This window comes from Reyranella sp. (genome assembly GCF_017305915.1).
GTDB lineage: Bacteria > Pseudomonadota > Alphaproteobacteria > Reyranellales > Reyranellaceae > Reyranella.
Map to the genome: position 1 here is coordinate 32,150 of NZ_JAFKJN010000018.1, position 23,987 is coordinate 56,136.

Genomic DNA, 23,987 nt, shown 5'->3' on the forward strand with positions numbered 1-23,987 from the left:
ATGGCAACCGCCACCCCGATGAAGAGCGCCGCGCGCGGCATCAGCGCCGACGCCAAGCCGTTCGACTGGGAGGACCCGTTCTTCCTCGACGACCAGCTCACCGAGGAGGAGATCGCGATCCGCGACGTCGCGCGCGACTACTGCCAGGACAAGCTGATGCCGCGGGTGATCGAGGCCAACCGCCACGAGAAGTTCGACCGCGAGATCATGAACGAGATGGGCGCGCTCGGCCTGCTCGGCTCCACCCTGCCCGAGAAGTACGGCTGCGCCGCCACCAACTACACCGTCTACGGCCTGGTGGCGCGCGAGGTCGAGGCGGTCGACTCGGGCTACCGCTCGGCGATGAGCGTGCAGTCCTCGCTGGTCATGCATCCGATCTACGCCTACGGCTCGGAAGAGCAGCGCATGAAGTACCTTCCCAAGCTCGCCTCGGGCGAATGGGTCGGCTGCTTCGGCCTGACCGAGCCCGACCACGGCTCCGACCCCGGCAGCATGAAGACCCGCGCCGTGACCGTGCCCGGCGGCTACAGCCTCTCGGGCTCGAAGATGTGGATCACCAACTCGCCGATCGCCGACGTGCTGGTGATCTGGGCCAAGCTCGACGGCGGCGCGATCCGCGGCTTCATCCTGGAGCGCGGCTGGAAGGGCATCGAGACGCCGAAGATCGAGGGCAAGTTCAGCCTGCGCGCCTCGGTGACCGGCGCCATCATGCTCGACGAGGTGTTCGTGCCGGTCGAGAACATGCTGCCCAACGTCTCGGGCCTCGGCGGCCCGTTCGGCTGCCTCAATAACGCCCGCTACGGCATCGCCTGGGGCGCCATGGGCGCCGCCGAGTTCTGCTGGAAGCGGGCGCGCAACTACACGCTCGACCGCAAGCAGTTCGGCCGGCCGCTCGCCGCCAACCAGCTCATCCAGAAGAAGCTCGCCGACATGCAGACCGAGATCACGCTCGGCCTGCAGGCCTGCCTGCGCGTCGGCCGGCTCAAGGATGCCGGCCACGCCCAGCCGGAGATGATCTCGCTGATCAAGCGCAACAACTGCGGCAAGGCACTCGACATCGCCCGCGTCGCCCGCGACATGCACGGCGGCAACGGCGTGTCGGACGAGTATCACGTGATCCGCCACGCCATGAACCTCGAGGCGGTCAACACCTACGAGGGCACGCACGACGTGCACGCCCTGATCCTCGGCCGCGCCATCACCGGCATCCAGGCCTTCACCGCGCAAGGCTGAGGCATGGACCTGCCGCCGGCCGGCGACATCGCGCTGGTCGTCGCCGGCGCGGCGGTGGCGGGCTTCGTCAACGGCCTGAGCGGCACCGGCTATGCGCTGGTGTCGCTGGGCTTCTGGCTCCACGCCATGCCGCCGCAGACGGCGGCGCCGCTGGTCGCCTTCTGCTCGGTCGCGGGCCACCTCCAGTCGCTGCCCAAGATCTGGCATGGCGTGGTCTGGTCCCGGGTCTGGCCGTTCCTGCTCGGCGGCCTGATCGGCGTTCCGCTCGGCACTGCCCTGCTGAGCCATGTCGAGGTCAAGCCGCTCAAGCTGGGCGTCGGCCTGCTGCTGATCTTCTACGTCTTCTGGATGGTCCTGGTGCGCCGCCCGCCGGTGGTGCTGTTCGGCGGCCGGCTGGCCGACGGCACGGCCGGCTTTGGGGGCGGCGTGCTGGGCGGCATGGCGAGCATCAGCGGTCCGATCCCGGTGATCTGGACCCAATTGCGCGGCTGGACCATGCAGGAGCAGCGCGGCGTCAACCAGCCGTTCAACATGAGCATCCTCGCCTTCTCCATCGTCACCGCAGCGGTCGCAGGCTTCCTCGACCGCACCTTCTTCATGTGGGTGGCGATCGTGCTGCCGGTCACCATCATCGGCGCGCATGTCGGCCTGCGTCTCTACCGACGCGTCAACGACGTTCAGTTCCGCCGCATCATCCTCGTCCTGCTCGGCCTTTCCGGTCTGACCTTGATCGGTACGTCGCTGTCATGACCCTGAAGGGATTCGCCGCCGCCTTCCTGGCGGTCTGCTGCGCGATTGCGGCAGGTACGCTGGCCACCTATCGGCCGGCGGCCGTGGCAACGGCCGCCGACGATCTCGTCGGCTACGGCAAGCGGCTGGTGACTGAGACCTTCGCCGAAATCGGCCCTGACACCGGCAAGCCCTTCGCCGGCAACCGCCTCGCCTGCCAGAGCCGCCATCTCGACGCCGGCACCAGACCTTCAGGCGTGCCGCTGGTCGGCGTCGCCAAGGCCTATCCGAAGTTCTCGGCCCGCAGCGGCCGTGTGATCTCGCTCGCCGAGCGCATCGACGAATGCATGACACGGTCGATGAACGGCACGACGCTGCCGCAGGACTCGCGCGAGATGGCCGCGTTCATCGCCTACATCCGCTCACTCGACGGCCCGGCCGTCGTGCAGGCGCCTCCCGCCCCCACGCCATCGACACCGCCGGACGCGGCCCGCGGCGCCGAGGTCCATACCCGCGTCTGCGCCGCCTGCCATCAACCGGACGGCCTCGGCCGCCGCGCCGGCAGGGGCTACGAGTTCCCGCCGCTCTGGGGCCCCGACAGCTTCAACGACGGCGCCGGCATGGACCGCTTCGAGCGTGCGGTCGGCTTCATCCAGCGCAACATGCCGCGCGGCATCGATCCGGCGCATCCGCAACTCACCCTGCAGGAAGCCTGGGACGTCGCCGCCTTGCTGCAGTCGAAGCCTAGGCCCCGCTACGCAGGACGTTGAGGCAGCGTACTTTTTCCAGGATCTCGTCGAGCTCCGCCGTCCTCGCGGCGGCGTACTTGCGGCGGATCTCCTGCAGCGAGCGCGCGTGGTACTTCTGCGGCTCCTGCGTCCACTCGGCACCAGCCAGGGTCATGGTGAAGCTCTTCTCGCCCTTGGCGATGGCTTCGGCGTTGGCCGCCGACCACGGCAGGAACAGCCGGCCGACCTCTTCGGTCAGCAGCGGCATCAACCCGGCCGACAGCGACGACCAGGTCTCGAACGGCCCCTCGTCCTTCGGCGACACCATGCGCTGCACCCACTTCATCACGTTGGGCGCCGAGGCCCGCATGATCGCGCCGGGCGTTGGGTCGGTCGCGGCCTCGTAGAACTGGCCCCATAGGCCGAAGTCGGCCATCGCCGGGCACCCGCCGAGCACGTACGGCCGCGCCGCCAGATGCCGGTCGAGGATCGCGAGCGCGTGCTTGAACGAGGCCTCGATCACCGGTCGCGTCGTCGGGTTGGAGCCGACGAAGCCCAGCCGCCCCGTCATCCGCTCGGCGACCGCTGCGCGGGCCTGCGCCACCGCGACCGTGCCCTGCTCGCCCGCCGACACCTGCGCGATGCGCTCCGCCGTCGCCCAGGTGTCCGGCACGTAAGCCCAGCGATAGTGGAACATCCACTTGTTGCCCCACTCGTCGCCGTACTCCTCGAGCAGCGCCGAGAGGAAGGCGAGCGTGGGATCGTCGGGCCGCAGCGACGGCGCCGCGGCCTCGAAGCGCTCGATGATCGGCGTCGAATCCTGGAGGCCCTCGCCTTCGGGCGTCACCACCAGCGGAACCAGCGGCAGCTTGGCGTATTTCTGGAACTCGGCCTGGTTGGCCGGCGAACGCAGCAGCCATTCGTGGTCGAGGTTCTTGTAGCGGAAGTACGACCGCACCTTCACCGAATAGGGCGACAGCTCCGAGCCGAAGATCCGGTAGCTCACAGCCAGCGCTTCCGCTTCACCCAGACGAAGATGCCGGTCACGATCGCGGCGACCCACACCCAGAACCAGACGTAGCCGAACTGCCAGCCGAGCTCGGGCATGTTGCCCTTCTCGCGGTCGAAGTTCATGCCGTAGAGGCCGGTCAGGAAGGTCAGCGGCAGGAAGAAGACCGTGATCACCGCCATGGTCTTCATCACCTCGGACATGCGGTTCGACGACTGCAGCAGATAGATTTCCATCAGGCCGTTGCACATTTCCCGGTAGCTTTCGATCAGGTCGAGCAGGCCGACCGAGTGGTCGAAGCAGTCGCGCAGATAGGTGCGCGTCTCAGGCATGATGAACGGCGTCTCCGGCCGCATCACCGACAGTATGGTCTCGCGCTCGGCCCATTCGAGGCGATGGAAGGTCACCAGGGCGCGCCGCGCCTGGTGGATATGGCCCAGCGTCTCGTTGGTCGGATGGCCGAGCGCCTCGTCCTCCAGCGCCTCGAGATGGCTGGCCAGGGTCTCGATCAGGGGGAACTTGCGGTCGACGACCAAGTCGATCAGCGCATAGACGAGATAGTCGACGCCGAACATGCGCAACCGGCTGCCCGCGGTCTGCACCCGGTCGCGCACCGGCTTGAAGATGTCCTGCTTGTGGTCATGGAACGAGACGACGTAGTTGTCGCCGAAGAAGATGCTGACCTGGCGCATCTGCAGCTCGCCGCCCTCGTAGGACGGGTCGGCGAGCACGATGAAGCCCTGGCCCTCATAGAGGTCGAGCTTGGCCCGCTGGTTGCCGTGGAACACGTCCTCGAGCGCCAGCGGATGCAGGTTGAAGGCCATGCCGAGGTCGCGCAGCATTTCCGACGAAGGCCGGCCCGCGACGTCAATCCAGGTCCGGCCGGGCGTGCCGAGGTGGAAGCGGCACTCGTCGACCTCGACATTTTGGACGACCTGGACGTCCTCCTGGGTGTACTCGACCAGGGTGAAATCGAGCGCCTCGTCGGGCACGGGCGCCCGGCCCGCGAGCGTGCCCGGCGCAGTACCCGGCTTGGTATGGCGGGGAAGAACTCCATCCATGATCGATCGCTTCAGACCTCGTGCATCACCTGGACGTCGGGCCGCCCGGCAAGATAGTCGCCAAGCTTGCGCCCGAGTTCCTTGAAGTGCGGCGCCGCCCGGTGGGCGTCGAGCGCCGCCTGGTCGTCATAACGCTCCAGCATGACATAAACGTTGGGATCGGCGGTCTTGTGCAGGGCGTAGAGCTTGTTGCCCGGCTCGTCGGACCGGACCTTGGCCTGCAGCGCCTTCATGGCCGCCTCGAACTCGGCGTTGGTGCCGGGCTTGATGGTCAGTTTGGCAATGACGCCGAGCATGCTCGGTCTCCCTATATCGGACGCTTCTTCACAAGGTACTTGTGTTCGCCGTCGCACACCAGCAAGCCCGCCTGGTTGTGAATGGTAAGCCGCAGGGTGACGGTCCCGGTGGTCCGCCCCTCCTTGACCTCGCTCACTTCCAGCATCGGATAGAGCGTGTCACCGCAATAGACCGGCTTCAGGAAACGCGACGACTGCTCGAGGAAGGCGATCAGCGAATCGCCGATGATATGCGGGAAGATGCCGGCGCCGGCCGCCCCCTGGATGGCGACTTGCAGCCCGTGCGCCAGCATATCGCGATGGCCGCGCACCTTGCAGTACTCGCGGTCGTAGTGGATCGGATGATTGTCGCCACTGGCCAGCTGGAAGGCGCCGAACAGCGCTTCGGTCTGGGTCCGCGAGTTGATGTAGAAGCGCTGGCCGACCCTGAGATCCTCGAACCAGTGGGTCGGCCCAAGACGATGTTCTCCCGGGTCGAAGGGCCTCTCTTCCATTGTGTGTCTCCCTGCCTTTTTGTTGGAGACAGCTTAGCAATGCGCGCGCCAGCTTTCACCCCGAAGCTTGTTCGTGATAGGTAGCCCGCGCGCTCCGGGGAGGGAGCGCGTCTGTTCCGCATATAGGAGTCCCCGATCGTGCTGGTATTCAAGCCGGGCCGCCTCGTCGCGGCCGGCACTGCGTTCGCGCTGTCTGCGCTTGCCTTTGCTTCCGCTTCCCAAGCTCAATCCAATCGATGGGACGGCTTCTATGCCGGCATCAATGCCGGTGTGAGCACCGCCAATGATGGCCTGAGGGTCTCGACGCGCGAAAGCGCGCCCGGCGGTCTGGCCACGGGACAAAATCTCGGCTTCTTTCCCCTCAAGACGGCGCCCAACAGCGGCTTCATCGGCGGCGTGCAGGCCGGCTACGGCCGCATCTTCCTCGACGGGGTCTATGTCGGCGCCGAGACCGACTTCCAATGGCTGAACGCCACGACCGCCACGGCCAGCAGCCCGGTTATCGGCGGCCAGCAGTTGTCCACCTGGATCCAGCGCAACCAGACCTGGCTGGGTACGACCCGTGCCAAGCTCGGCTTCACGCCGATGAGCTATCTGCTGCTCTATGGAACCGGCGGCCTCGCCTACGGCGACACGCGCCTCAGCGTCTCGATGGGCAGCGCGAACGTCAGCCCGCCGCTCGCCTCCGCGCAGACGTCAGTCCAGACGCGCCTCGGCTTCACCGTCGGCGCCGGCTTCGAAGCCAGCGTCTGGGGGCCGCTGTCGATCAAGGGGGAGTGGCTGTACTACGATCTCGGATCGAGCTCGGTGAGCAATTCCTACATCTTCGGCGCCAGCAGCGCGACCACGACGGTGCTCGAGAACGGCCATATTTTCCGTGCCGGAATCAACTATCGCTTCTGACGCACGCCGACAGACGGTCGAGGGTGCCTTCCAGATAGTCAGGCCTGGTATCGTCACGCGGCGCCAGGCCGATGCGATTGTGCCAGTAGACCGGCATGCCGACGGCCTTCGCGCCGGGCACATCGGATGCGGAGCCCGCGACGAACAGCGTTCGCGCGGGCTTCGTTCCAAGTCTTCGCAGCGCTGCGCGATAGACCTCCGGCCGCGGCTTGTAGAAGCCGACGCTCTCCGCCGTCTCGATCGAGGCGAACGGCACGCCGACGCGAGCCGCCGCCTGCTGGCCGAGGCGAATCGAGCAGTTGGTGGCGACGGCGAGCGGCAGGCCGATCTGCTTCAGGACCTGCGGCGCTTCGGGCCACGGCTGCAGCTCCGGCCAGCGCCGCTCGAGCTCGCTGCCGAACCGCTCCGGCAGGCCGACATCGCGCGCCGCCTCGCGCACCAGCGTCTCATAAGGCCGATAAGCCCCGCAGCCGTAGGTGATTTCGAGGTAGCGCCGCCGCCATTTCAGGCCGTCGGCCTCGGAGCCGGCGACGGCATTCCACAAAGTCCAGGAATCGAGCAGCGCCGTCAGCAGGTCGAAGACGACGGCGTCGTATTTCACACGGCCGCCGGGGCCTTGCGGCCAAAGCCGTCGAACTGGTCGAGCATGCGCTCGCGCCAGGCATAAATGACGTCGTCCTTCTCCAGCAGCTCGAGCGGGCTGATGGTGCGCGGCCACAGGAACGTGCCGAGCAGGATGTAGTCAGGGTAGGCTGGACTATCACCCGATAGAAATTTCTGATCGTTCAGCATGCGACGCGCCGGCTCGAGTGCGGCGCGGAAGGCAGCGACACCTTTTCCACGGGCGTTTGCCTGGAAGGCCGCAAAGTCCGTCGTGCCCAGCCGCTTGCCGCGCGATTCGACGATGTAGGGCTTGTCCAGCGGCCGCACCCGGTCGACCAGGTCCGACACCACGTTCGGGAACAGCACGATGTGCACCGCGCCGTCGGCCCAGCCGTTGACGAACTTCGCCAGCGCCGGGTTGGGCATCAGCGGCTTGTCGGGATAGGCCGCGTCGAGGTGCTGGGCGATGAGCCAGCTGTCCTTCACGACCTCGGGGCCGTCATGGATCACCGGATAGGTCTGCGACTGGGCAAAGGCGATCTTGTGCTTCTCGCTGAAGCCGCAGGGCTCGTCGCGCCAGCTCAGGCCCTTGTGCTTGAGCGCCAGCTTGGCGCGCCAGCAGAACGGGCTCGGCCGCAGGTCCTTGTCGAAGGCGAGGTCGTAGAGGGTGATCATTTGCCATCAAGCATCTTGATGATGCCGGAGAAGTCCTTGCCCGCGTTGCCCGCGTTGACGAACAGGCTGAAGAGCTGCGCGGCCTCCGCGCCGAGCGGCGTCGCCGCGCCGGCCGCGGCGGAAGCCTGCTGCGCCAGCAGGAGATCCTTCAGCATCATCGCCGCGGTGAAGCCGGCCTGGTAGTCGCGGTTCGCCGGCGAGGTCGGCACCGGGCCCGGCACCGGGCAGTAATTGACCAGCGACCAGCACGAGCCCGACGCGGTCGAGACCACGTTGAACAGCTTCTGCGCGTCGAGGCCGAGCCGCTTGCCGAGCATGAAGCCCTCGCACACCGCGACCATCGACACGCCCAGGATCATGTTGTTGCAGATCTTGGCGGCCTGGCCGTTGCCGCTGTCGCCGGCATGGACGATGTTCTTGCCCATCTTCTCGAGGATCGGCCTGGCCTTGCCGAAAGCCGCCTCGGGCCCTCCGACCATGAAGGTGAGCGTGCCGGCCGTGGCGCCGCCGACGCCGCCGGACACCGGCGCATCGATCATCTCGAAACCCTTCGCCTTGGCCGCCGACGAGACATGCCGCGCGCTCTCGACGTCGATCGTCGAGCAGTCGATCAGCAGCGCCCCCTTGGCGACGTTGGGCAGCACGTCCTTCTCGTAGACATCGCGCACATGCTTGCCGGCCGGCAGCATGGTGACGACGATCTCGGCGTCCTTCACCGCCTCGGCGGCGCTGGCCGCCTTGTGGGCGCCCTTCGCGACCGCTGCCGCGACGGCAGCGTCGGAGAGGTCGAAGGCTTTGACGTGATGCTGGGCCTTGGCAAGGTTGGCGGCCATCGGGCCACCCATGTTGCCGAGACCGATGAAGGCGATTTTCGCCATGGCGTCCTCCTCTAGCCGAAGACCAGGTCGTTCGACACCGGCTTGAAATGAGCGTCGACCATCTCCCGGGTCACACCGGAGAGGGTCGGCGGGTTCCACTGGGGCTTCTGGTCCTTGTCGATCAGCAGGGCGCGCACGCCCTCGAAGAAGTCATGGTCCGGCCGCATGCAGGCCTGGCTCATGCGATATTCGATGGTCATCGAATCCTCGAACGAGCGGTTGGCGCAGCGCCTGAGCTGCTCGAGCGTGATCGCCATGGCGAGCGGCGACAGCTTGAGCAGCGCCGCGAGCTGCTTGTCGGCCCATTCGCCGCCGTGCTTCTTCAGCTTGGCCTCGATCTCGGCAACCGACTCCGCCGAGAAGCAGCGGTCGATCTTCGGCATCATTGCCGGCAGGGTCGGCAGGCCGGGGTCGGCCTTGAAGCGATCGATGACCGCATGGACCTTCCGGTTCGCGCCGGGGCCCGACAGATCGGCCGCGCCCAGTGCCGCCTGCAGGTCGTTCATCCTGGCGCTCGGCACGTGCGCGTCGACGATGCCGGCCCACACGCCGTCGGCGATCTTCAGGCGATGGCTGGTCAGCGCCAGGAAGGTGCCCAGCGCGCCCTGCAGGCGCGTCAGGAAGTAGCCGCCGCCGACATCGGGGAACAGGCCGATGGTCGTCTCCGGCATGGCGAACAGGAACTTCTCGCTCGCCACCGAATGGCTGCCGTGGACCGACAGGCCGACGCCGCCGCCCATGTCGATGCCGTCGATCAGCGAGATCCACGGCTTGGCGTAGCGGTAGATGCGGCGGTTGACGATGTACTCGTCATAGAAGAAGTCGCGCCGCAGGGTGCCGCCCTTGGGGTCCTTGCTCTCGCGATAGAGGTTGGTGACGTCGCCGCCGGCGCAGAAGGCGCGGTCGCCGGCGCCGCGCAGCACCACCGCCTTGATCCTGGGGTCCTTCTCCCAGCCGGGGATGACCTTCTCGAGCTCGAGGATCATGCCATGCGTCAGCGCGTTCAGCGCCTTGGGCCGGTTGAGCGTGATCAGCCCCAGCCCGTCCTTCACCTCGAACAAAATCTCTGCGTCAGACATTCCTCATCCCACTAAGAGTCGCCGGGCAATGATCACGCGCATGATCTCGTTGGTGCCTTCGAGGATCTGATGCACGCGCAGGTCTCGCAGATACCGCTCGATGGGAAAGTCCTTCAAGTAGCCGTAGCCGCCATGCAGTTGCAGCGCCTCGTTGACGACCCGGAAGCCGACATCGGTCGCAAAGCGCTTGCCCATCGCCGCCGCCTGCGTCGCCTCCGGCGACTTGGCATCGAGCAGCGAGGCGGCGCGCCAGATCATCAGCCGCGCCGCATCGAGCTCGGTCGCCATGTCGGCGAGCTTGAACTGCGTCGCCTGGAAGTCGGCCAGCGGCTTGCCGAACTGCTTGCGCTCGACGACGTAGCGCGACGCCGTCTCGAGGCAGGCCCGTGCGCCGCCCAGCGAGCAGGCGCCGATGTTGATGCGGCCGCCGTCGAGCCCCATCATCGCGATCTTGAAGCCGTGACCTTCGGGCCCCAGCCGATTGGCGGCCGGCACCCGGCAATTCTCGAAGATCACCGCCGCGGTCGGCTGGCTGTTCCAGCCGAGCTTCTGCTCCTGCTTGCCGAACGACAGTCCGGGCGTGCCCGCCTCGACCACCAGCGTTGAAACGCCCCCTGCTCCCGGCCCGCCAGTCCGCAGCATCACGACATAGATGTTGCTGCGCCCGCCGCCGGAGATGAACGCTTTGGTGCCATTCACGACATAGTGGTCGCCGTTCAACTCGGCGCGCGTTGCCAGCGCTGCCGCGTCGGAGCCGGCGCCCGGCTCGGTCAGGCAGTAGCTGGCGAAATGCTCCATCGAGCAAAGCTTGGGCAGAAAGCGCCGGCGCTGCTCGTCGTCGCCGAAGCCGTCGATCATCCAGGCGGCCATGTTGTGGATCGAGATGTAGGCCGCGGTGCTCGGGCACGCCGCCGCCAGCTCCTCCATGATCAGCGCCGCATCGAACCGCGACAGGCCCGAGCCGCCGACATCGTCGCCCACATAGATGCCGCCGAAGCCCAGCGCCGCCGCCTCGCGCAGCACCGCCTCGGGGAAGATCTTCTCGGCATCCCACCGCGCGGCCTCGGGCAGCATGCGTTCGGTCGCGAACTGGCGCGCCGTGTCGCGGAAGGCCTGCTGGTCCTCGGTGAGGGTGAAATCCATGGCGCGGCGGATCATATCGGGGGGTCCCCCCCTGTCAACGAAACGCCTATGCTTGCAGCATGGCAACCGAAACCCGACCGGGCGGCGCGCTGCTGGCGATGGTCTTGGCGGCCGCCCTGGTGGCAGTCGTCGGCCTCGGCGGCCTGCTCTTCGGCTTCGACCAACTGCGCGCGATCGGCAGCCGCTACATGATCGCCGTCCTGTTCGTGACCGTGTGGTCGATGGTCTTTCTCGCGATGACCATAATGCACGCCCCGGCGACGCCCATCGTCGCCAGCGCCGGCCTCGTGCTGTGGATCGCCTACCGCTTCTGCGTCGCCGTCGCCTCCGGCGGCTGGCCGCTGGTCGTCGACCTTCTCGGCGAGGCCATCCTTGCCGCGGGCTTCTGCGGCTACATGCTGACGGGCACGGCTCCCGCCGCGTTCTACCGCCGGCGGCCCTGACCTATGGCCTGGCGCGACATGACCGCGGAGGAGATCGCCAGCCGGCCGGAGCTGCGGCTGGGCGGTGCGCTGTTCATCGCGCCGACCGTCAGCATGCTGCTGGCGATACTCGTGCTCTACACCGGCGGCGTCCATGCCAATCCGGCCGCCGTCCTGGCCGAAACCGCCCTGGCGGCCGGGTTCTGCGGCTATATGGCGGCAGGTGTGCGGCCGAATGCCTATTATCGGCGTCGCCTTCCCACGGCCTGAGCCGCTATAAATCCGGCTCATGGCAACACGCTTTTCCACTCTGGGTCGCTTCCCGACCACCCGGCTGCGCCGCAATCGGCAGAGCGACTGGTCGCGCCGGCTGGTCGCCGAAACCAAACTCTCGGCCGACGACCTGATCTGGCCGGTGTTCGTGCAGGAGGGCACCAACGCGCGCACCCAGGTCGCCTCGATGCCGGGCGTCGATCGCCTCAGCGTCGACCTGTTCGTCGAGGCCGCCAAGGAGGCGCGCGACCTCGGCATCCCGGCGATCGCGATCTTCCCGGAGACCGATCCGGCGGCCAAGACGCCCGACGCCCGCGAGGCCTACAACCCGGGCAACCTGGTCTGTCGCGCCATCCAGGCGGTGAAGAAGTCGGTCGACGGTATCGGCGTCGTCTGCGACGTCGCGCTCGATCCGTTCAACAGCGACGGCCATGACGGCATCGTGCGCGACGGCATCATCCTCAACGACGAATCGGTCGAGGCCCTGATCAAGCAGGCGATCGTGCAGACCGAGGCCGGCGCCGACATCCAGGCACCGTCGGACATGATGGATGGCCGCATCGGCGCGATCCGCAAGGCGCTCGACGCCAAGGGCTACGAGAACGCGCAGATCATGTCCTACGCCGCCAAGTACGCGTCGGGCTTCTACAACCCGTTCCGAGACGCCATCGGCAGCTCGGGCGCGCTCAAGGGCGACAAGAAGACCTACCAGATGGACTACGCCAACTCCGACGAGGCGCTGCGCGAGGTCGGCTTCGACATCGAGGAAGGCGCCGACATGGTGATGGTCAAGCCCGGCCTGCCCTATCTCGACATCGTGCGCCGCGTGAAGGACGCCTTCGGCGTGCCGACCTACGCCTACCAGGTGAGCGGCGAGTACGCGATGCTGCGCGGCGCCTGCGAGCGCGGCTGGCTCGACTGGAACAAGGTGCTGATCGAGACGCTGACCAGCTTCAAGCGCGCCGGCTGCGACGGCATCCTGACTTACGGCGCGGTCGACGCGGCGAAACTGCTCAAAGCCAAGTAGATGATCGCCCCGCTCATGATCGAACGCCCGTCGGCGCGGCTGATCCTGCTCGACCCGCAGGACCGCGTTTTCCTGTTCAAGGTCCACCAGCCCACGGTCTACGACCCGGCCGATCCGTTCCGCGACCCGTTCTGGATCCTGATCGGCGGCATGGTCGACCCAGGCGAGTCGTTCGCCGACACGGCGATGCGCGAGGCGCGCGAGGAGACCGGGATCGCGATCGAGGATGTGCGCTGGGTGTGGTCGCGCGAGCGCGTGATGCAGTGGCGCGAAAAGCAGGTCCGGCATCGCGAGCAGTTCTTCCTCGGCCGCGCCGGCTCGGCGACAGTCGACACGTCCGGGCTCGACGAGAAGGAGAAGAGCTGGACCCTCGATCACCGCTGGTGGAGCGTCGACGAGATCGCCGCCTCGGCCGAGCGCTTCGAGCCCGTCAAGCTCGCCGGGCTGCTCAAGGGGCTGCTGCAGGACGGCCCGCCCGTCGAGCCGGTCACGATCGGCTAGCGCCATCGCCCAGCATCCGCTGCAGGTCACCGATGCCCAGCATCTGCGGCATCCAGGCGAACGAGCCCTGCTCCTTCATCGCCTTTGCCGCATCGACGAATGTCGCCAGTGCCAGCCGTGACAGCGCGCCGCCGACGCTGATCCGCTTGGCGCCCGCCTCGGCGAGTTGCGACGCCGTGATGCCAGGATCGAGCCAGCCGGTGACCACGTTGAACGGCCGCTTCACCGCCTGCACGACCTGGCGCACTTCCGCGACAGTACGCAGGCCCGGCGCGTAGAGCACGTCGGCACCCGCCGCTTCGTAGGCCTGCAGGCGGCGGATCGTATCGGCCATGTCGTTGCGGCCGCGGATCAGGTTCTCCGCCCGCGCCGTCAGCATAAACGGCACCGGCTGCGCCCGGGCGACGGCCACCGCTGCTTTCACACGCTCGACCGAGAGATCGAAATCGTAGATCGGATCGTTGCGGTCGCCAGTGTAGTCCTCGATCGAGCCGCCGGCCGCGCCGGCCTCGGCCGCGAGCCGGATCGCCTCCGCTGCTTCCTTCGGGTCTTGGGCGAAGCCGTTCTCGAGGTCGACGTTCACGGGCAACGGTGTCGCCTCGACGATCTCGCGGCAGTTGGCGATCACCTCGGCAAGGGTCACCGCGCTATTGGGCCGACCCAGCATGTTGGCAAGGCCGAGACTGGTGGTCGCCAATGCTTCGAATCCGAGTGCGGCAAGCAGACGGGCGGTGCCCGCATCCCACGGGTTGGGAATGATGAAGGCGCCCGGCCGGTCGTGGAGGGCGCGGAAGGTGGCGGCTTTGTTGGCTGCAGTGGTCATGGCGCGACTCTGGCCGGCACCCTATGCTTTGGGAAATGCATAGTTTCTGCCATCAGCATCAGGATTCCTGATCCATGGACATCGACGAGGTCCGCACCTTCCTCGCCATTGCCGAGACCGGCGGCTTCACGCGCGCCGGGCAGCGGCTGCACCGCTCGCAGCCGGCGATCAGCCGCCGCATCGACCAGCTCGAGCACGAGCTCGGCGCCACGCTGTTCGAGCGCATGCGCGGCCGCGCCCGCCTGACCGAGGCCGGCCGCGCCTTCCTGCCCCATGCCGAGGCGGCGCTGGCCGCCCTCAAGGACGGCCACGATGCGGTGCGCGATCTGCAGGCCGGCCCCAGCGGCGCGATCTCGCTCGCCCTGGTCGGCACCCTGGCCGACACGCGAATCGTCGACAGCCTGCGCCGCTTCGCGCGCCGCGCCGGCAAGGTGCGGCTCGAGCTGCGCACCGCGTCGAGCGCCGAGGTCACCGACCTGGTGCGCCGCGGCGAAGCCACGCTCGGCCTGCGCTACTTCACCAGCAACCGCGCCGACCTCGTGGAGCTCGGCGCCGGCAGCGAGGCGATGCGGGTGGTCGCGACGCGCGACCATCGCCTGGCCGGTCGCCGTCGCCTGCGTGCCCAGGACCTGGCGGGCGAGCGCTGGATCGGCTTTCCACCGACGCCGGGCGACCGCGATTCCTCGGGGCACCTGCTGGCACGGCAGCTTGTCCGTGCCGGTCTCGACGATGCCGACGTGACTTTGATCGACAGCCTGACGGCACAGAAGCGGCTGGCGCAGGCGGGCTTCGGCCTCGCCCTGGTGCCCGAAAGCAGCGTGCGCGACGAGCTGCGCCAGCGCACGCTGGTGGCGCTCGACGTGCCGGCGCTGCGCGCCGCCATTCCCATCACCGCTTTGCATCGCCGCCACGGCTACCTCACCCCTGCCGCGCGGACCTTGCTCGCCTTACTGACCGCGAAGAACCCGGCCACCGCGAGGTCGCGCCAGGGCTGAAGGCCGGCCGTGCCGTGAAAGCCGACATGGCCGCCGTTCGGCACCAGCAGCGGCGTCAGCCAACGGTTGCCGCCCCAGTCGTAACCGACATAGGCGCTGCCCGGCACCCAAGGGTCGTCGAGCGCGGCCAGGCACAGGGTCGGGATACGGATGCCTGCCAGATAATCGAGCGCGCTGCACTGCGCGTAGTACTCGAGCGCATTGGCCTTGCCGTTGCGCCCTGCCGTGAAGCCGTCGTCGTACTCCAGGATGGTGCGCGCCTTCTCGATGTTGGCGCGCTCCACCGCCGTCAGCTCGGCGATCTGAGCTGTTGCCTCTTGGCGCATCCTGCCGAGAACCGAGCGCTGGTAGGGGGTGTTGCGCCAGCGCATGAGCTGCCCGCAGGTGCCGCGGAGGTCGATCGGCGCCGACACCGTGGCGGCCGCCTTGAGCGGCGTGTCCTTACCGGTCTCGCCGAGATACTTGATCAGCACCGCGCCGCCGACCGAGTAACCGACGGCGACCATGCCGTCGCGCGTCAGCTCGTCCGGCATGACGTCGAACAGCAGGCCGAGATCGGCGCTCGAGCCCGCGGAGTATTGCCGCCGGCAGGTGGCCCGCGATGGGCCGGCGCCGCGCAGGTTGATCCGCAGCACGCGATGGCCGCGATCCAGCATGTAGCGCGACATGCTGAGCATGTAGGGGCCGTCCTCGTTGCCCGGTGCGCCGTGGATCAGCAGCACGAGCGGCGTGCCGGGCTGCGGCGCCACCGGGGTGTCGAGCATGCCGAGCAACACGTCGCCGCTGCCGTCGCGCACGTCGAAGCGCTGACGCTGGCTGCTGTGCGGCGCGAGGTCGGTCGGCAGGCGATGGAGAGCCTGCATGACGGTGTCGCGGAGGGTTTGGAGGTCGCCGCCCCACCAAGGGAAGCGCTGTTCGAAGTCGGGAAGATCGAGGATCACCCCTCGATGGTAGTGACTTTCGCCAGGAACTTCTCCACCGCCAAGTCGCACCACGGCCGGTTGCTGGAATGGCCGTGGAAGCCGACATGGCCGCCGGTCGACGGCATCACCGGCAGCAGCCACGGATTGTCGCTCCACTTGAATTCGCGATAGTGCTCGATCGGGATCCACGGATCGTCGCAAGCGGCCAGCAGCATGGTCGGCACCCGGATCTCCGGCATGAAGTGCAGCGGCGCGCACAGGCTGTAATAGTCCTCGGCGTTCTTGAAGCCGTGGCGCGGCGCGATGAAGCGCTCGTCGAGGTCGAACACGCTGCGTGCCGAGCGGATGACCGACCTCTCCTCGTCCGACAGGCGCGCGCCCTCGCCCAGCGATTCGGCGCGCAGGCCGTTCAGGATGTAGTTGTGATAGACCCAGTTGCGCGGCTTCTCCATGTGCCGCGCATTGCGCACCAGGTCGATCGGCGCGCAGATCGTCGCCGCAGCGCGCAGGGGCGAGAACGAGCCTTCCTCGCCGAGATACTTCAGCAGCATCGTGCCGCCCGCCGAGTAGCCGATCGCGACGATGCCATCGCGCGTCAGCTCCTCCGGCAACTGCAACAGCACGCGGCGGAAGTCCGCGGTGCGGCCGACATGGTAGTGCTCGCCGCAATAGGCGCGCGACGGCCCCGCCCCGCGGACGTTCAACCGCAGCACCGTGTAGCCGAGATTGAGCAGGTGACGCGCCGCGCTCAGCATGTAGACGCTGTCCTCGCAGCCGGTCAGGCCGTGGGTCAGGATGACGAAGGGCCGCCCGGCCATCGGCTCCTCGGGACGGTCGAGCATGCCGAGCAGGATGTCGCCGGTGCGATCGGCCATCGGGAAGCAGATCCGCTCGCTCGTATGCGGCGCCATGTCGGACGCCGACGACTGCAGGAGGACGGCCAAGGTCTGCAGGTCGGGCCCCCACCAGGGAAAGCGCGGGCGAAACGGCGGCAGATCGAGAGAATCGATGGACGGGGGCACGTCGACTCCGTATTTCACTTCTTCTTTGCCCATGAAAACGCGGAATCCCGGGGAGAGTTCCGGCGCGGTCGGTGCACTCTGCGCCATCAGCGCCGCCGCCGCTTTCAGCACGGCCGGTGTGATCATGCGGCGCGTCGAGCTTCCCGCATGGGACGTGTCGTTCTGGCGATCGATTTTGATGCTGCTCGCCGTGGTTCCGCTGATGCTGTGGCAATGGCGTGCCACCAGGATCGACATCCGCAACGGCGGCGGCGCGCTGTTCGCCAGCGCCGCCGCGCTGGCCGGCAGCATGATCGCCTTCATCCTGGCGCTGGGACTCGCCCCGGTCGCCAACGTGCTGATCGTGTTCGGCGTGACGCCCTTCATTACGGCGCTGCTGGCGCGGCTGTTCCTCGCCGAGCCCCTGCATCGTCACACGATGCTGGCCATGGCTGCGGGTGCAGCGGGCCTCGTGCTCTCGGTTGCAAGCTCGCTGCAGGCGGGTGCCGCCGCCGGCATGGCGCTCGCGGCCGTCGTGTCGCTGTGCATCAGTGCCAACTATGTGATCGTGCGACGCCACCGCACGATCGGCATGACGCCTTCCCTGGCCCTTGCCGGCATCCTGGCGGCGCTGGTCTCGCTGCCCTTCGCCCATCCGCCGACGATTGCCGTCGGCGACCTGCCCTGGTTGCTGGCCCTCGGACCGGGCCAACTCGCGGTCGGCCTGCTGCTCTACATGGCCGCACTGAAGCGCATCCCGGCCGGCCGCGCGGCGCTGCTCGGGCTGCTGGAGCTGGTGCTCGGGCCGATCTGGGTCTGGCTGGTCGATGGCGAGCGGCCGGGCACGCTGACCCTCGTCGGTGGCGTGGTCGTGATCGGTTCCGCTGCGGCCAATGTGTGGCTGGATTCGCGGCGGCCTGCTGGCTAAGACAAGAGGATGACCCAGCACGCTTCCGGCCCGCTTTCGGGCATTACCGTCATCGATCTGTCGCGCATCCTGGCCGGCCCCTACTGCACGTTCCTGATGGCCGAGATGGGTGCCCGGGTGATCAAGGTGGAGCCGCCCAAGGGCGGCGACGACGCCCGCGCCTACGGCCCCTACGTCAACGGCAAGTCGACCTATTTCGCTTCGGTCAATCGCGGCAAGGAATCGATCGCGCTCGACCTCAAGAAGGACGAGGACAAGCGCATCTTCGAGAAGCTGCTGGAGAAGGCCGACGTCGTGGTCGAGAATTTCCGTCCGGGCACCATGGAGAAGCTGGGCTTCGGCTGGGAGACGCTGCACAAGAAGTTCCCGAAGCTGATCTACGCCTCGGCCTCCGGCTTCGGCCACACCGGCCCGAACTCGAAGGATCCTGCCTACGACATGGTCATGCAGGGCATGGGCGGCATCATGAGCATCACCGGCAACGAGGGTCAGCCGCCGAGCCGCGTCGGCATGTCGATCGGCGACATCGGCGCAGGTCTCTACACCGCGGTCGCGGTCAATGCCGCGCTGGTCCATCGCCTGAAGACCGGCGAGAGCACCAAGATCGACATCGCCATGTTCGACTGCCAGCTCGCGCTGCTCGAGAACGCGATCATGCGTTACACGGTCGAGGGCGAGATCCCCGGCCCGCTCGGCGCCCGCCATCCGACCATCACGCCCTTCCAGGCCTTCAAGACGCAGACCGGCGCGATCATCATCGCCGCCGGCAACGACGGCCTGTTCGTCAAGATGTGCGAGGCGCTCGGCCTCTCGGGTCTCGCCACCAGCCCCGACTACAAGTCCAACGCACTGCGCCAGAAGCATCACAAGCAGCTCGAGCACTCGATCGAATCGGTGCTCAAGGGTGCGCCGACCAATCACTGGCTCGAGGTGCTGGGCAAGGCCGGTGTCCCCTGCGGCCCGATCAACAACGTCGAGCAGGCGATCTCCCATCCGCAGGTCGCCGCCCGCAACATGATCGTCGAGGTGCCGGACGGCAGCGGCGGCACGCTGAAGCTCGCCGGCAACCCGCTCAAGATGTCGGCCTTCGCCGATCCCAAGACGCGACGCGCCGCGCCCGATCTTGACGCCGATCGCGCCGCCATCCTGGCCTACGTCGGCGGCTGAGCGTTGCGGACGCTTGTCCGCCTCGCCGCGGGCCTCGCCAAGCTGCTCGCCGGCCTGGTGCTCGCCCTGCTGGTGTTCGGCGCCGGCACCTGGTTCCAGGCGCGCGGCGCGCTGCCGCCCTATGCCGGCCGCTTCGAAGCCAAGGGGCTGAAGGCACCGGTCGAGATCCTGCGCGACAGCCATGCCGTGCCGCACATCATCGCAGGCTCGGTCGAGGACGCCGCCTTCGGGCTGGGCTTCGTCCATGCCCAGGACCGTTTCTGGCAGATGGAGCTGATGCGCCGGCTGGGCCAGGGCCGGCTGTCGGAGATCCTGCCGCCCGCCATCGTCGGCAGCGGCATCGTCGAGACCGACCGCACCATGCGCGGCCTCGGCGTCTATCGCGCCGCCTCGGACAGTGTCGGCGCGCTGTCGCCCGCCATCCGCTCGATCCTCGACGCCTATGCCGCCGGCGTGAACGCCTGGCTGGCCGATGACGACCAGCAGTACGGGCTCGAGCTCACGCTGATCAAGCTGCTGACGGGCGGCCGCTACAAGCCCGAGCCCTGGCAACCGGCCGATTCGATGGTGTGGGCCAAGCTCATGGCGCTGCAGCTCGACGGCAACTGGCGCGGCGAGCTCCTGCGCCTGCGGCTGGCCAAGAAGATCGGCGAGGACGCGACCAAGTTCCTGATGGACCGGCCGAGCGAAAGCCGAGACGCGACGCTCGCTCTCGCCAACGAGGCGCTGAACGGCCTCGATCTCGACCGCCTCTACCGCGAGACCGACAACGAGGCGACGCGCAAGCGCGAGGCCTCCAACGAATGGGCGCTGTCGGGCGCCCACTCGGTCTCGGGCAAACCGTTGCTGGCCAACGACCCGCATCTCGGTCTCGCCTTCCCCGGCACCTGGTATCTCGCGCGGCTGGTCGGGCCGGGCTTCGACATCCGCGGCGCCACCTCGCCCGGCTCGCCCGGCGTCGTGCTCGGCCACAACGGCAGCATCGGCTGGGGCTTCACCACCACCAACCTCGACAGCCAGGACCTGTTCATCGAGCGGATCGATACGACCGATCCCAGCCGCTACGTCACGCCCGACGGCGCGCGCCCCTTCACCGTGCGCGACGAGACCATCAGCGTGCTGTGGGGCGAGCCGGTGCGGCTCAAGGTCCGCAGCACCCGCCACGGCGTGGTGATCGACGACTTCGTCCGCAAGCCCGAGCAGTACTCGGCGTCCGGCCACGTGCTCGCCCTGCAGGCGACGGCGCTCGACGGCGGCGACACCTCGCTCGAAGGCCTGCTGCGCATCAGCCAGGCGCAGAACTGGAACGACTTCCTCAACGCCGCGCGCAAGGTGCTCTCGCCGATGCAGAACGTGGTCTATGCCGACACCGCGGGGAACATCGGCCTGGTCGCCCCGGCGCGGGTGCCGATCCGGCGCAAGGGCGACGGCTCGATCCCCTCGCCCGGCTGGACCGGCGAGTACGACTGGGCGGGCTTCGTGCCGTTCGACGACCTGCCGCGCACCTACAATCCGCCGAGCGGCATCATCGTCAACGCCAACGCCCGGCTGGTGCCCGACGACTATCGCTACTTCATCACCAACGACTGGGCCGAGCCCTACCGCCAGCGCCGCGCCAACCAGCTGCTGCGCGAGGTCGAGCGCCATCCGGTGTTCGGCATGACCATCATCCAGGGAGACATCCTGACGCCCGACGCCGCCGACATGCTGCCGCTGCTGCTGAAACCCGAACCGCGCAACGCCCGCGCCACCCGGGTGCGCGAGCTGATGGGCCGCTGGAACCGCTTCATGCTGGCGCGCCGGCCGGAGCCGTTGATCTACGAGGCCTGGCTCTGGGAACTGCAGCGCGGCCTGCTGGCCGACCGGCTGGGCGACGAGCTGTTCTTCGACATGACCGCGCCCCGGGTGACGTTGCTGATGCGCATCCTGCGCGACAAGCCGGACTGGTGCGACAACCCGAAGACGCCGGCGGCGGAGACCTGCGACGACGCGATCGCCGCCGCGCTCGACCGCGCGCTCGACTGGATCGCCCGCCGGCAGGGCAACGACATCGACGCCTGGCAATGGGGCATCGAGCATCCGGCGGCGCATCGCCATCCGTTCTTCGACGCCATCCCGCTGCTGCGCGACGTCGCCTCGGTGCGCTTCCCGTTCGACGGCGGCGGGCACACGCTGAACCGCGCCACGCCCTCCTTCCGCGGGCCGCGGCCGTTCGAGGCAGTGCACGGCGCGGGGTATCGCGGGGTCTACGATTTCAGTGACCTCGACAACAGCCGCTTCGCGATTCCACTCGGCCAGTCGGGCAACATGCTGTCGCGCTGGTCGACCAGCTTCGTCGACAACTGGCGGGCGCTGCGCTACGTCGAGATCGCCGGCACGCGCGCCGAGGTGGTGCGCAGCGCGGTCGGCGTGATCACGCTCAGCCCCGCGCGTTGAACACCGTTTTCGCCGTTTTTAGCCAAACCCGCGGTTATTGCCGGCGAACACGCCGGCAATCGACACAGCTCGAGACAGGGGCGACACGGGTTCATGCATCATCATTGGCATAGCTGCGGCGCAGCACCTATTTTGGGCATTGGCCGGCCCCAAAAGGCCCATAAACCGGGGCAAGAATCGCGGTCCATTGCCCATAATGAGTTCGCGCCGCCGCATTGACGCACAGGTACCTGTGGACAATATTGACCTCATGACCGCGTTCACCCGCGCCCTCGCCATTCGAATGCGCCGTGCCCTTCGGCAGGAAGGCACGGAATGCTGACGCGCGGGCGCTGAACGCCACGCTCTCTCCGGCCCTTCCCGCGCGAAGGGCTTTTTCATGTCCGAACGACACGAATAGCTCCGTAAGGAGCTGGAGAGAGCCATGAGCAAGTTCCTGATCACCAGCGCGCTGCCCTACGTCAACGGGGTCAAGCATCTCGGCAACCTGGCGGGCTCGCTGCTGCCTGCCGACATCCACGCCCGCTTCCGCCGCCAGACCGGCCACGAGGTGCTGTTCCTGTGCGGCACCGACGAGCACGGCACGCCGGTCGAGCTCGCCGCCCAGGCGGCCGGCCTGCCGGTCGCCGATTACTGCGTGCGCCAGCACGCGGTCCAGGCCGACATCTACCGGCGCTTCGGCCTCAGCTTCGACCACTTCTCGCGGACCTCGGGCGAGGCCAACCGTCGACTGACCCAGGAGATCTTCCTGGCGCTCGACAAGGCAGGCTTCATCGAGGAACGCACGATCCGCCAGGCCTACTCGCCGACCGACCGGCGCTTCCTGCCGGACCGATACATCGTCGGCACCTGTCCCCACTGCGGCAGCTCCGCTGCCCGCGGCGACCAGTGCGAGGCCTGCACCCATCTGCTCGATCCCGAGGACCTCATCGAGCCACGCTCGGCGATCTCCGGCGCGACCGACATCGAATTCCGCGAGACCCGCCACCTGTTCCTGAAGCTCACGGCCCTGGAGGGCCGGCTGCGCGATTGGCTGGCGACGCGCCACGACTGGCCGCCCTTGGTGCGATCGATCGCCAACAAGTGGCTGCAGGAGGGCTTGCGCGACCGGTGCATCACCCGCGACCTCGACTGGGGCGTGCCGGTGCCGAAGCCGGGCTTCGAGGACAAGGTCTTCTATGTCTGGTTCGATGCGCCGATCGGCTACATCGCCGCCGCCCTCGAAAGCCGCCCGGACTGGCGCGACTGGTGGCAGGCCGACGACGTCACCTACCTGCAGTTCCTCGCCAAGGACAACGTGCCCTTCCACGCCATCAGCTTCCCGGCGACACTGCTGGGCGCCGGCCTGCCGTTCAAGCTGGTCGACACGATCAAGGGCTTCAACTGGCTGACCTACGAAGGCGGCAAGTTCTCGACCAGCCAGCGGCGCGGCATCTTCACCGACACCGCGCTGAACTGGTGCCCGGCCGACACTTGGCGCTGGTGGCTCGCCGCCAACGCGCCCGAAAACGGCGACACCGACTTCACGGTCGAGCGCTTCGTCGACGGCGTGAACAAGGACCTCGCCGACATCTTCGGCAACCTGGTCAACCGCTGCCTGTCCTTCGCCGCCAGCCGCTTCGACTCGACGGTACCGCCGCGTGGTGGGCCCGGCCCAATCGAACGCAAGCTCGAATCAGACCTCGACGCCCACCTCACGCGCCTACGCAGCCATCACGAAGCCCTCGCCTTCCGCAAGGCCGCCGAGGAGACGCGCGCGATCTGGAAGCTCGCCAATGCCTATCTCAGCGAGGCCGCCCCGTGGTCGGTCATCGGCCACGACCGCGACCGCGCCGCGACCATCGTCAACACCGGCATCGGCCTGGTGCGCATCGCGGCCCAGGTCGCGTGGCCGTTCATTCCTTTTGCGGCCGAACAGGTCCTGAACAGCCTTGGCGAGCCGGTCACCTGGCCGAAAAGTGCCGATGCCCTACCGGCCGGGCGGCAGTTTCGTGTGACTCCGGTGCTCTTTCCCCGGGTCAGCGCTACGATGGAAAGATGACGATGGTCGAGGTTCCGACGGTCACGACCGAGCGCTTGCGGCTTCGCGCCTTCCGCTCCAGCGACCTGGGCGCCTATTCGGCGATGCAGGCGAACCCGGAAGTGATGCGCCACATGGTCATGGGGCGCACGTCTACGCCGGCCGAGGTCTGGCGAACGATGCTCATGTCGCTCGGCTCATGGGCACTGCGCGGCTACGGGATGTGGGCTTGCGAAAAGATCGACGGTGAGGTGTTCGTCGGCAGCGTCGGCATCTTCCATCCGCTCGACTGGCCGGAACCCGAGATCGCCTACTCGCTCGACCAGCCGTTCTGGGGCCGGGGCTTTGCCACCGAAGCAACCAAGGCGGCCCGAGACTGGCTGTTCGAGCACGCTTCGTTGAAGCGGGCGGCGAGCTTCATCCGGCCCGACAATCTCGCCTCGAAACTGGTCGTCGAACGCCTCGGCGCGGTGTGCGAGCGAACCTTCGACCTGCGAGGTTCCGCCTACGAATATTGGGTGCACCATCGGCCGGCCAAAAACTAGCCGGCCGCATCTTTCCAGCCCGGGCTACCTGGGCTAGATACAGCGGCGTCGATAGCCATCGGTTGAGCGACCTTGCCCAAGTAATCGCCGGTCTC

General features: G+C 67.8%; 26 protein-coding genes. 14 read left to right on the forward strand and 12 right to left on the reverse strand.

Annotated features, from left to right (window positions below; translation table 11 throughout):
* Genes J0J01_RS17270 through J0J01_RS17280 form a run of 3 tightly spaced genes read left to right on the forward strand, consistent with a single transcriptional unit; the run spans nucleotide 1 to nucleotide 2,732 of the window.
* Nucleotides 1-1,233, forward strand: coding sequence for an acyl-CoA dehydrogenase (locus J0J01_RS17270; RefSeq protein WP_296382758.1), 1,233 nt, complete (start codon nucleotides 1-3; stop codon nucleotides 1,231-1,233).
* A gap of 3 nt (nucleotides 1,234-1,236) precedes the next feature.
* Complete coding sequence (locus J0J01_RS17275) at nucleotides 1,237-1,983, forward strand: sulfite exporter TauE/SafE family protein (RefSeq protein WP_296382760.1); 747 nt, start codon at nucleotides 1,237-1,239, stop codon at nucleotides 1,981-1,983.
* A complete protein-coding gene (locus J0J01_RS17280) occupies nucleotides 1,980-2,732 on the forward strand; it encodes a c-type cytochrome (RefSeq protein WP_296382762.1) in 753 nt (250 codons plus the stop codon). The genes J0J01_RS17275 and J0J01_RS17280 overlap by 4 nt, the downstream gene beginning before the upstream one ends.
* Here the strand turns inward: J0J01_RS17280 and J0J01_RS17285 are convergent.
* Genes J0J01_RS17285 through J0J01_RS17300 form a run of 4 tightly spaced genes read right to left on the reverse strand, consistent with a single transcriptional unit; the run spans nucleotide 2,707 to nucleotide 5,550 of the window.
* Nucleotides 2,707-3,696 carry a glutathione S-transferase family protein gene (locus tag J0J01_RS17285; RefSeq protein WP_296382764.1) on the reverse strand — a complete coding sequence of 330 codons (990 nt, stop codon included), beginning with the start codon at nucleotides 3,694-3,696 and terminating at the stop codon, nucleotides 2,707-2,709. The genes J0J01_RS17280 and J0J01_RS17285 overlap by 26 nt on opposite strands.
* Nucleotides 3,693-4,760, reverse strand: a complete 1,068-nt coding sequence (gene corA / locus J0J01_RS17290) for a magnesium/cobalt transporter CorA (RefSeq protein WP_296382766.1) — start codon at nucleotides 4,758-4,760, stop codon at nucleotides 3,693-3,695. The genes J0J01_RS17285 and corA overlap by 4 nt, the downstream gene beginning before the upstream one ends.
* Before the next feature lie 11 nt (nucleotides 4,761-4,771).
* Nucleotides 4,772-5,056 (reverse strand): putative quinol monooxygenase, encoded by a 285-nt coding sequence (locus tag J0J01_RS17295; RefSeq protein ID WP_296382768.1) that lies wholly within the window; start codon nucleotides 5,054-5,056, stop codon nucleotides 4,772-4,774.
* An 11-nt stretch (nucleotides 5,057-5,067) separates the two neighbouring features.
* Nucleotides 5,068-5,550: a MaoC family dehydratase gene (locus J0J01_RS17300; protein ID WP_296382769.1), complete on the reverse strand. Its 483-nt coding sequence runs from the start codon at nucleotides 5,548-5,550 to the stop codon at nucleotides 5,068-5,070.
* A 138-nt stretch (nucleotides 5,551-5,688) separates the two neighbouring features.
* On the opposite strand from J0J01_RS17300, the gene J0J01_RS17305 reads away from it, so the two are divergent.
* Nucleotides 5,689-6,453: an outer membrane beta-barrel protein gene (locus J0J01_RS17305; protein ID WP_296382771.1), complete on the forward strand. Its 765-nt coding sequence runs from the start codon at nucleotides 5,689-5,691 to the stop codon at nucleotides 6,451-6,453.
* On the opposite strand, the gene J0J01_RS17310 is transcribed toward J0J01_RS17305, so the two are convergent.
* The 5 genes from J0J01_RS17310 to J0J01_RS17330 are packed head-to-tail and all read right to left on the reverse strand — an operon-like array spanning nucleotide 6,437 to nucleotide 10,831.
* A complete protein-coding gene (locus J0J01_RS17310; protein WP_296382773.1) occupies nucleotides 6,437-7,054 on the reverse strand; it encodes an HAD-IA family hydrolase in 618 nt (205 codons plus the stop codon). The two genes, J0J01_RS17305 and J0J01_RS17310, sit on opposite strands and share 17 nt — an antisense overlap.
* Nucleotides 7,051-7,731 (reverse strand): glutathione S-transferase N-terminal domain-containing protein, encoded by a 681-nt coding sequence (locus J0J01_RS17315; RefSeq protein WP_296382774.1) that lies wholly within the window; start codon nucleotides 7,729-7,731, stop codon nucleotides 7,051-7,053. The genes J0J01_RS17310 and J0J01_RS17315 overlap by 4 nt, the downstream gene beginning before the upstream one ends.
* Nucleotides 7,728-8,609, reverse strand: a complete 882-nt coding sequence (gene mmsB / locus J0J01_RS17320) for a 3-hydroxyisobutyrate dehydrogenase (RefSeq protein ID WP_296382776.1) — start codon at nucleotides 8,607-8,609, stop codon at nucleotides 7,728-7,730. Before mmsB ends, J0J01_RS17315 begins: the two co-directional genes overlap by 4 nt.
* 11 nt (nucleotides 8,610-8,620) lie before the next feature.
* Entirely contained in the window at nucleotides 8,621-9,688 is a 1,068-nt protein-coding gene (locus tag J0J01_RS17325) for an enoyl-CoA hydratase/isomerase family protein (RefSeq protein WP_296382779.1), read from the reverse strand.
* A gap of 3 nt (nucleotides 9,689-9,691) precedes the next feature.
* Nucleotides 9,692-10,831 (reverse strand): acyl-CoA dehydrogenase family protein, encoded by a 1,140-nt coding sequence (locus tag J0J01_RS17330; protein WP_296382781.1) that lies wholly within the window; start codon nucleotides 10,829-10,831, stop codon nucleotides 9,692-9,694.
* A gap of 59 nt (nucleotides 10,832-10,890) precedes the next feature.
* Between J0J01_RS17330 and J0J01_RS17335 the strand changes: the two genes are divergently transcribed.
* From J0J01_RS17335 to J0J01_RS17350, 4 genes are read left to right on the forward strand one after another with little or no spacing between them, the layout of a single operon-like run.
* A complete protein-coding gene (locus J0J01_RS17335; RefSeq protein ID WP_296382783.1) occupies nucleotides 10,891-11,274 on the forward strand; it encodes a hypothetical protein in 384 nt (127 codons plus the stop codon).
* 3 nt (nucleotides 11,275-11,277) lie between these two features.
* Complete coding sequence (locus tag J0J01_RS17340; protein ID WP_296382785.1) at nucleotides 11,278-11,523, forward strand: hypothetical protein; 246 nt, start codon at nucleotides 11,278-11,280, stop codon at nucleotides 11,521-11,523.
* Between the two features lie 19 nt (nucleotides 11,524-11,542).
* Entirely contained in the window at nucleotides 11,543-12,553 is a 1,011-nt protein-coding gene (gene hemB / locus J0J01_RS17345) for a porphobilinogen synthase (RefSeq protein WP_296382787.1), read from the forward strand.
* On the forward strand, nucleotides 12,554-13,054 hold the full coding sequence (locus J0J01_RS17350; RefSeq protein ID WP_296382789.1) for an NUDIX domain-containing protein: 501 nt from the start codon (nucleotides 12,554-12,556) through the stop codon (nucleotides 13,052-13,054).
* On the opposite strand, the gene J0J01_RS17355 is transcribed toward J0J01_RS17350, so the two are convergent.
* The gene (locus tag J0J01_RS17355) at nucleotides 13,041-13,877 is read right to left on the reverse strand and encodes an isocitrate lyase/phosphoenolpyruvate mutase family protein (protein WP_296382791.1); all 837 of its coding nucleotides are present in this window, start codon (nucleotides 13,875-13,877) and stop codon (nucleotides 13,041-13,043) included. The two genes, J0J01_RS17350 and J0J01_RS17355, sit on opposite strands and share 14 nt — an antisense overlap.
* A gap of 74 nt (nucleotides 13,878-13,951) precedes the next feature.
* Here J0J01_RS17355 and J0J01_RS17360 point away from each other — a divergent pair, with 74 nt between their 5' ends.
* Nucleotides 13,952-14,872: a LysR family transcriptional regulator gene (locus tag J0J01_RS17360; RefSeq protein WP_296382793.1), complete on the forward strand. Its 921-nt coding sequence runs from the start codon at nucleotides 13,952-13,954 to the stop codon at nucleotides 14,870-14,872.
* On the opposite strand, the gene J0J01_RS17365 is transcribed toward J0J01_RS17360, so the two are convergent.
* Complete coding sequence (locus tag J0J01_RS17365) at nucleotides 14,791-15,813, reverse strand: alpha/beta fold hydrolase (protein ID WP_296382795.1); 1,023 nt, start codon at nucleotides 15,811-15,813, stop codon at nucleotides 14,791-14,793. The two genes, J0J01_RS17360 and J0J01_RS17365, sit on opposite strands and share 82 nt — an antisense overlap.
* Complete coding sequence (locus J0J01_RS17370) at nucleotides 15,810-16,943, reverse strand: alpha/beta fold hydrolase (protein WP_296382797.1); 1,134 nt, start codon at nucleotides 16,941-16,943, stop codon at nucleotides 15,810-15,812. Before J0J01_RS17370 ends, J0J01_RS17365 begins: the two co-directional genes overlap by 4 nt.
* Between J0J01_RS17370 and J0J01_RS17375 the strand changes: the two genes are divergently transcribed.
* From J0J01_RS17375 to J0J01_RS17395, 5 genes are all read left to right on the forward strand, one after another.
* Entirely contained in the window at nucleotides 16,942-17,724 is a 783-nt protein-coding gene (locus J0J01_RS17375; protein ID WP_296382799.1) for a DMT family transporter, read from the forward strand. The two genes, J0J01_RS17370 and J0J01_RS17375, sit on opposite strands and share 2 nt — an antisense overlap.
* 9 nt (nucleotides 17,725-17,733) lie before the next feature.
* A complete protein-coding gene (locus J0J01_RS17380; RefSeq protein WP_296382802.1) occupies nucleotides 17,734-18,891 on the forward strand; it encodes a CaiB/BaiF CoA-transferase family protein in 1,158 nt (385 codons plus the stop codon).
* A 3-nt stretch (nucleotides 18,892-18,894) separates the two neighbouring features.
* Nucleotides 18,895-21,327 carry a penicillin acylase family protein gene (locus tag J0J01_RS17385; protein ID WP_296382803.1) on the forward strand — a complete coding sequence of 811 codons (2,433 nt, stop codon included), beginning with the start codon at nucleotides 18,895-18,897 and terminating at the stop codon, nucleotides 21,325-21,327.
* Nucleotides 21,328-21,751: 424 nt separating this feature from the next.
* A complete protein-coding gene (gene metG / locus J0J01_RS17390; RefSeq protein ID WP_296382805.1) occupies nucleotides 21,752-23,368 on the forward strand; it encodes a methionine--tRNA ligase in 1,617 nt (538 codons plus the stop codon).
* Nucleotides 23,365-23,892, forward strand: coding sequence for a GNAT family N-acetyltransferase (locus J0J01_RS17395; protein WP_296382807.1), 528 nt, complete (start codon nucleotides 23,365-23,367; stop codon nucleotides 23,890-23,892). The genes metG and J0J01_RS17395 overlap by 4 nt, the downstream gene beginning before the upstream one ends.
* Nucleotides 23,893-23,987: the final 95 nt, after the last annotated feature.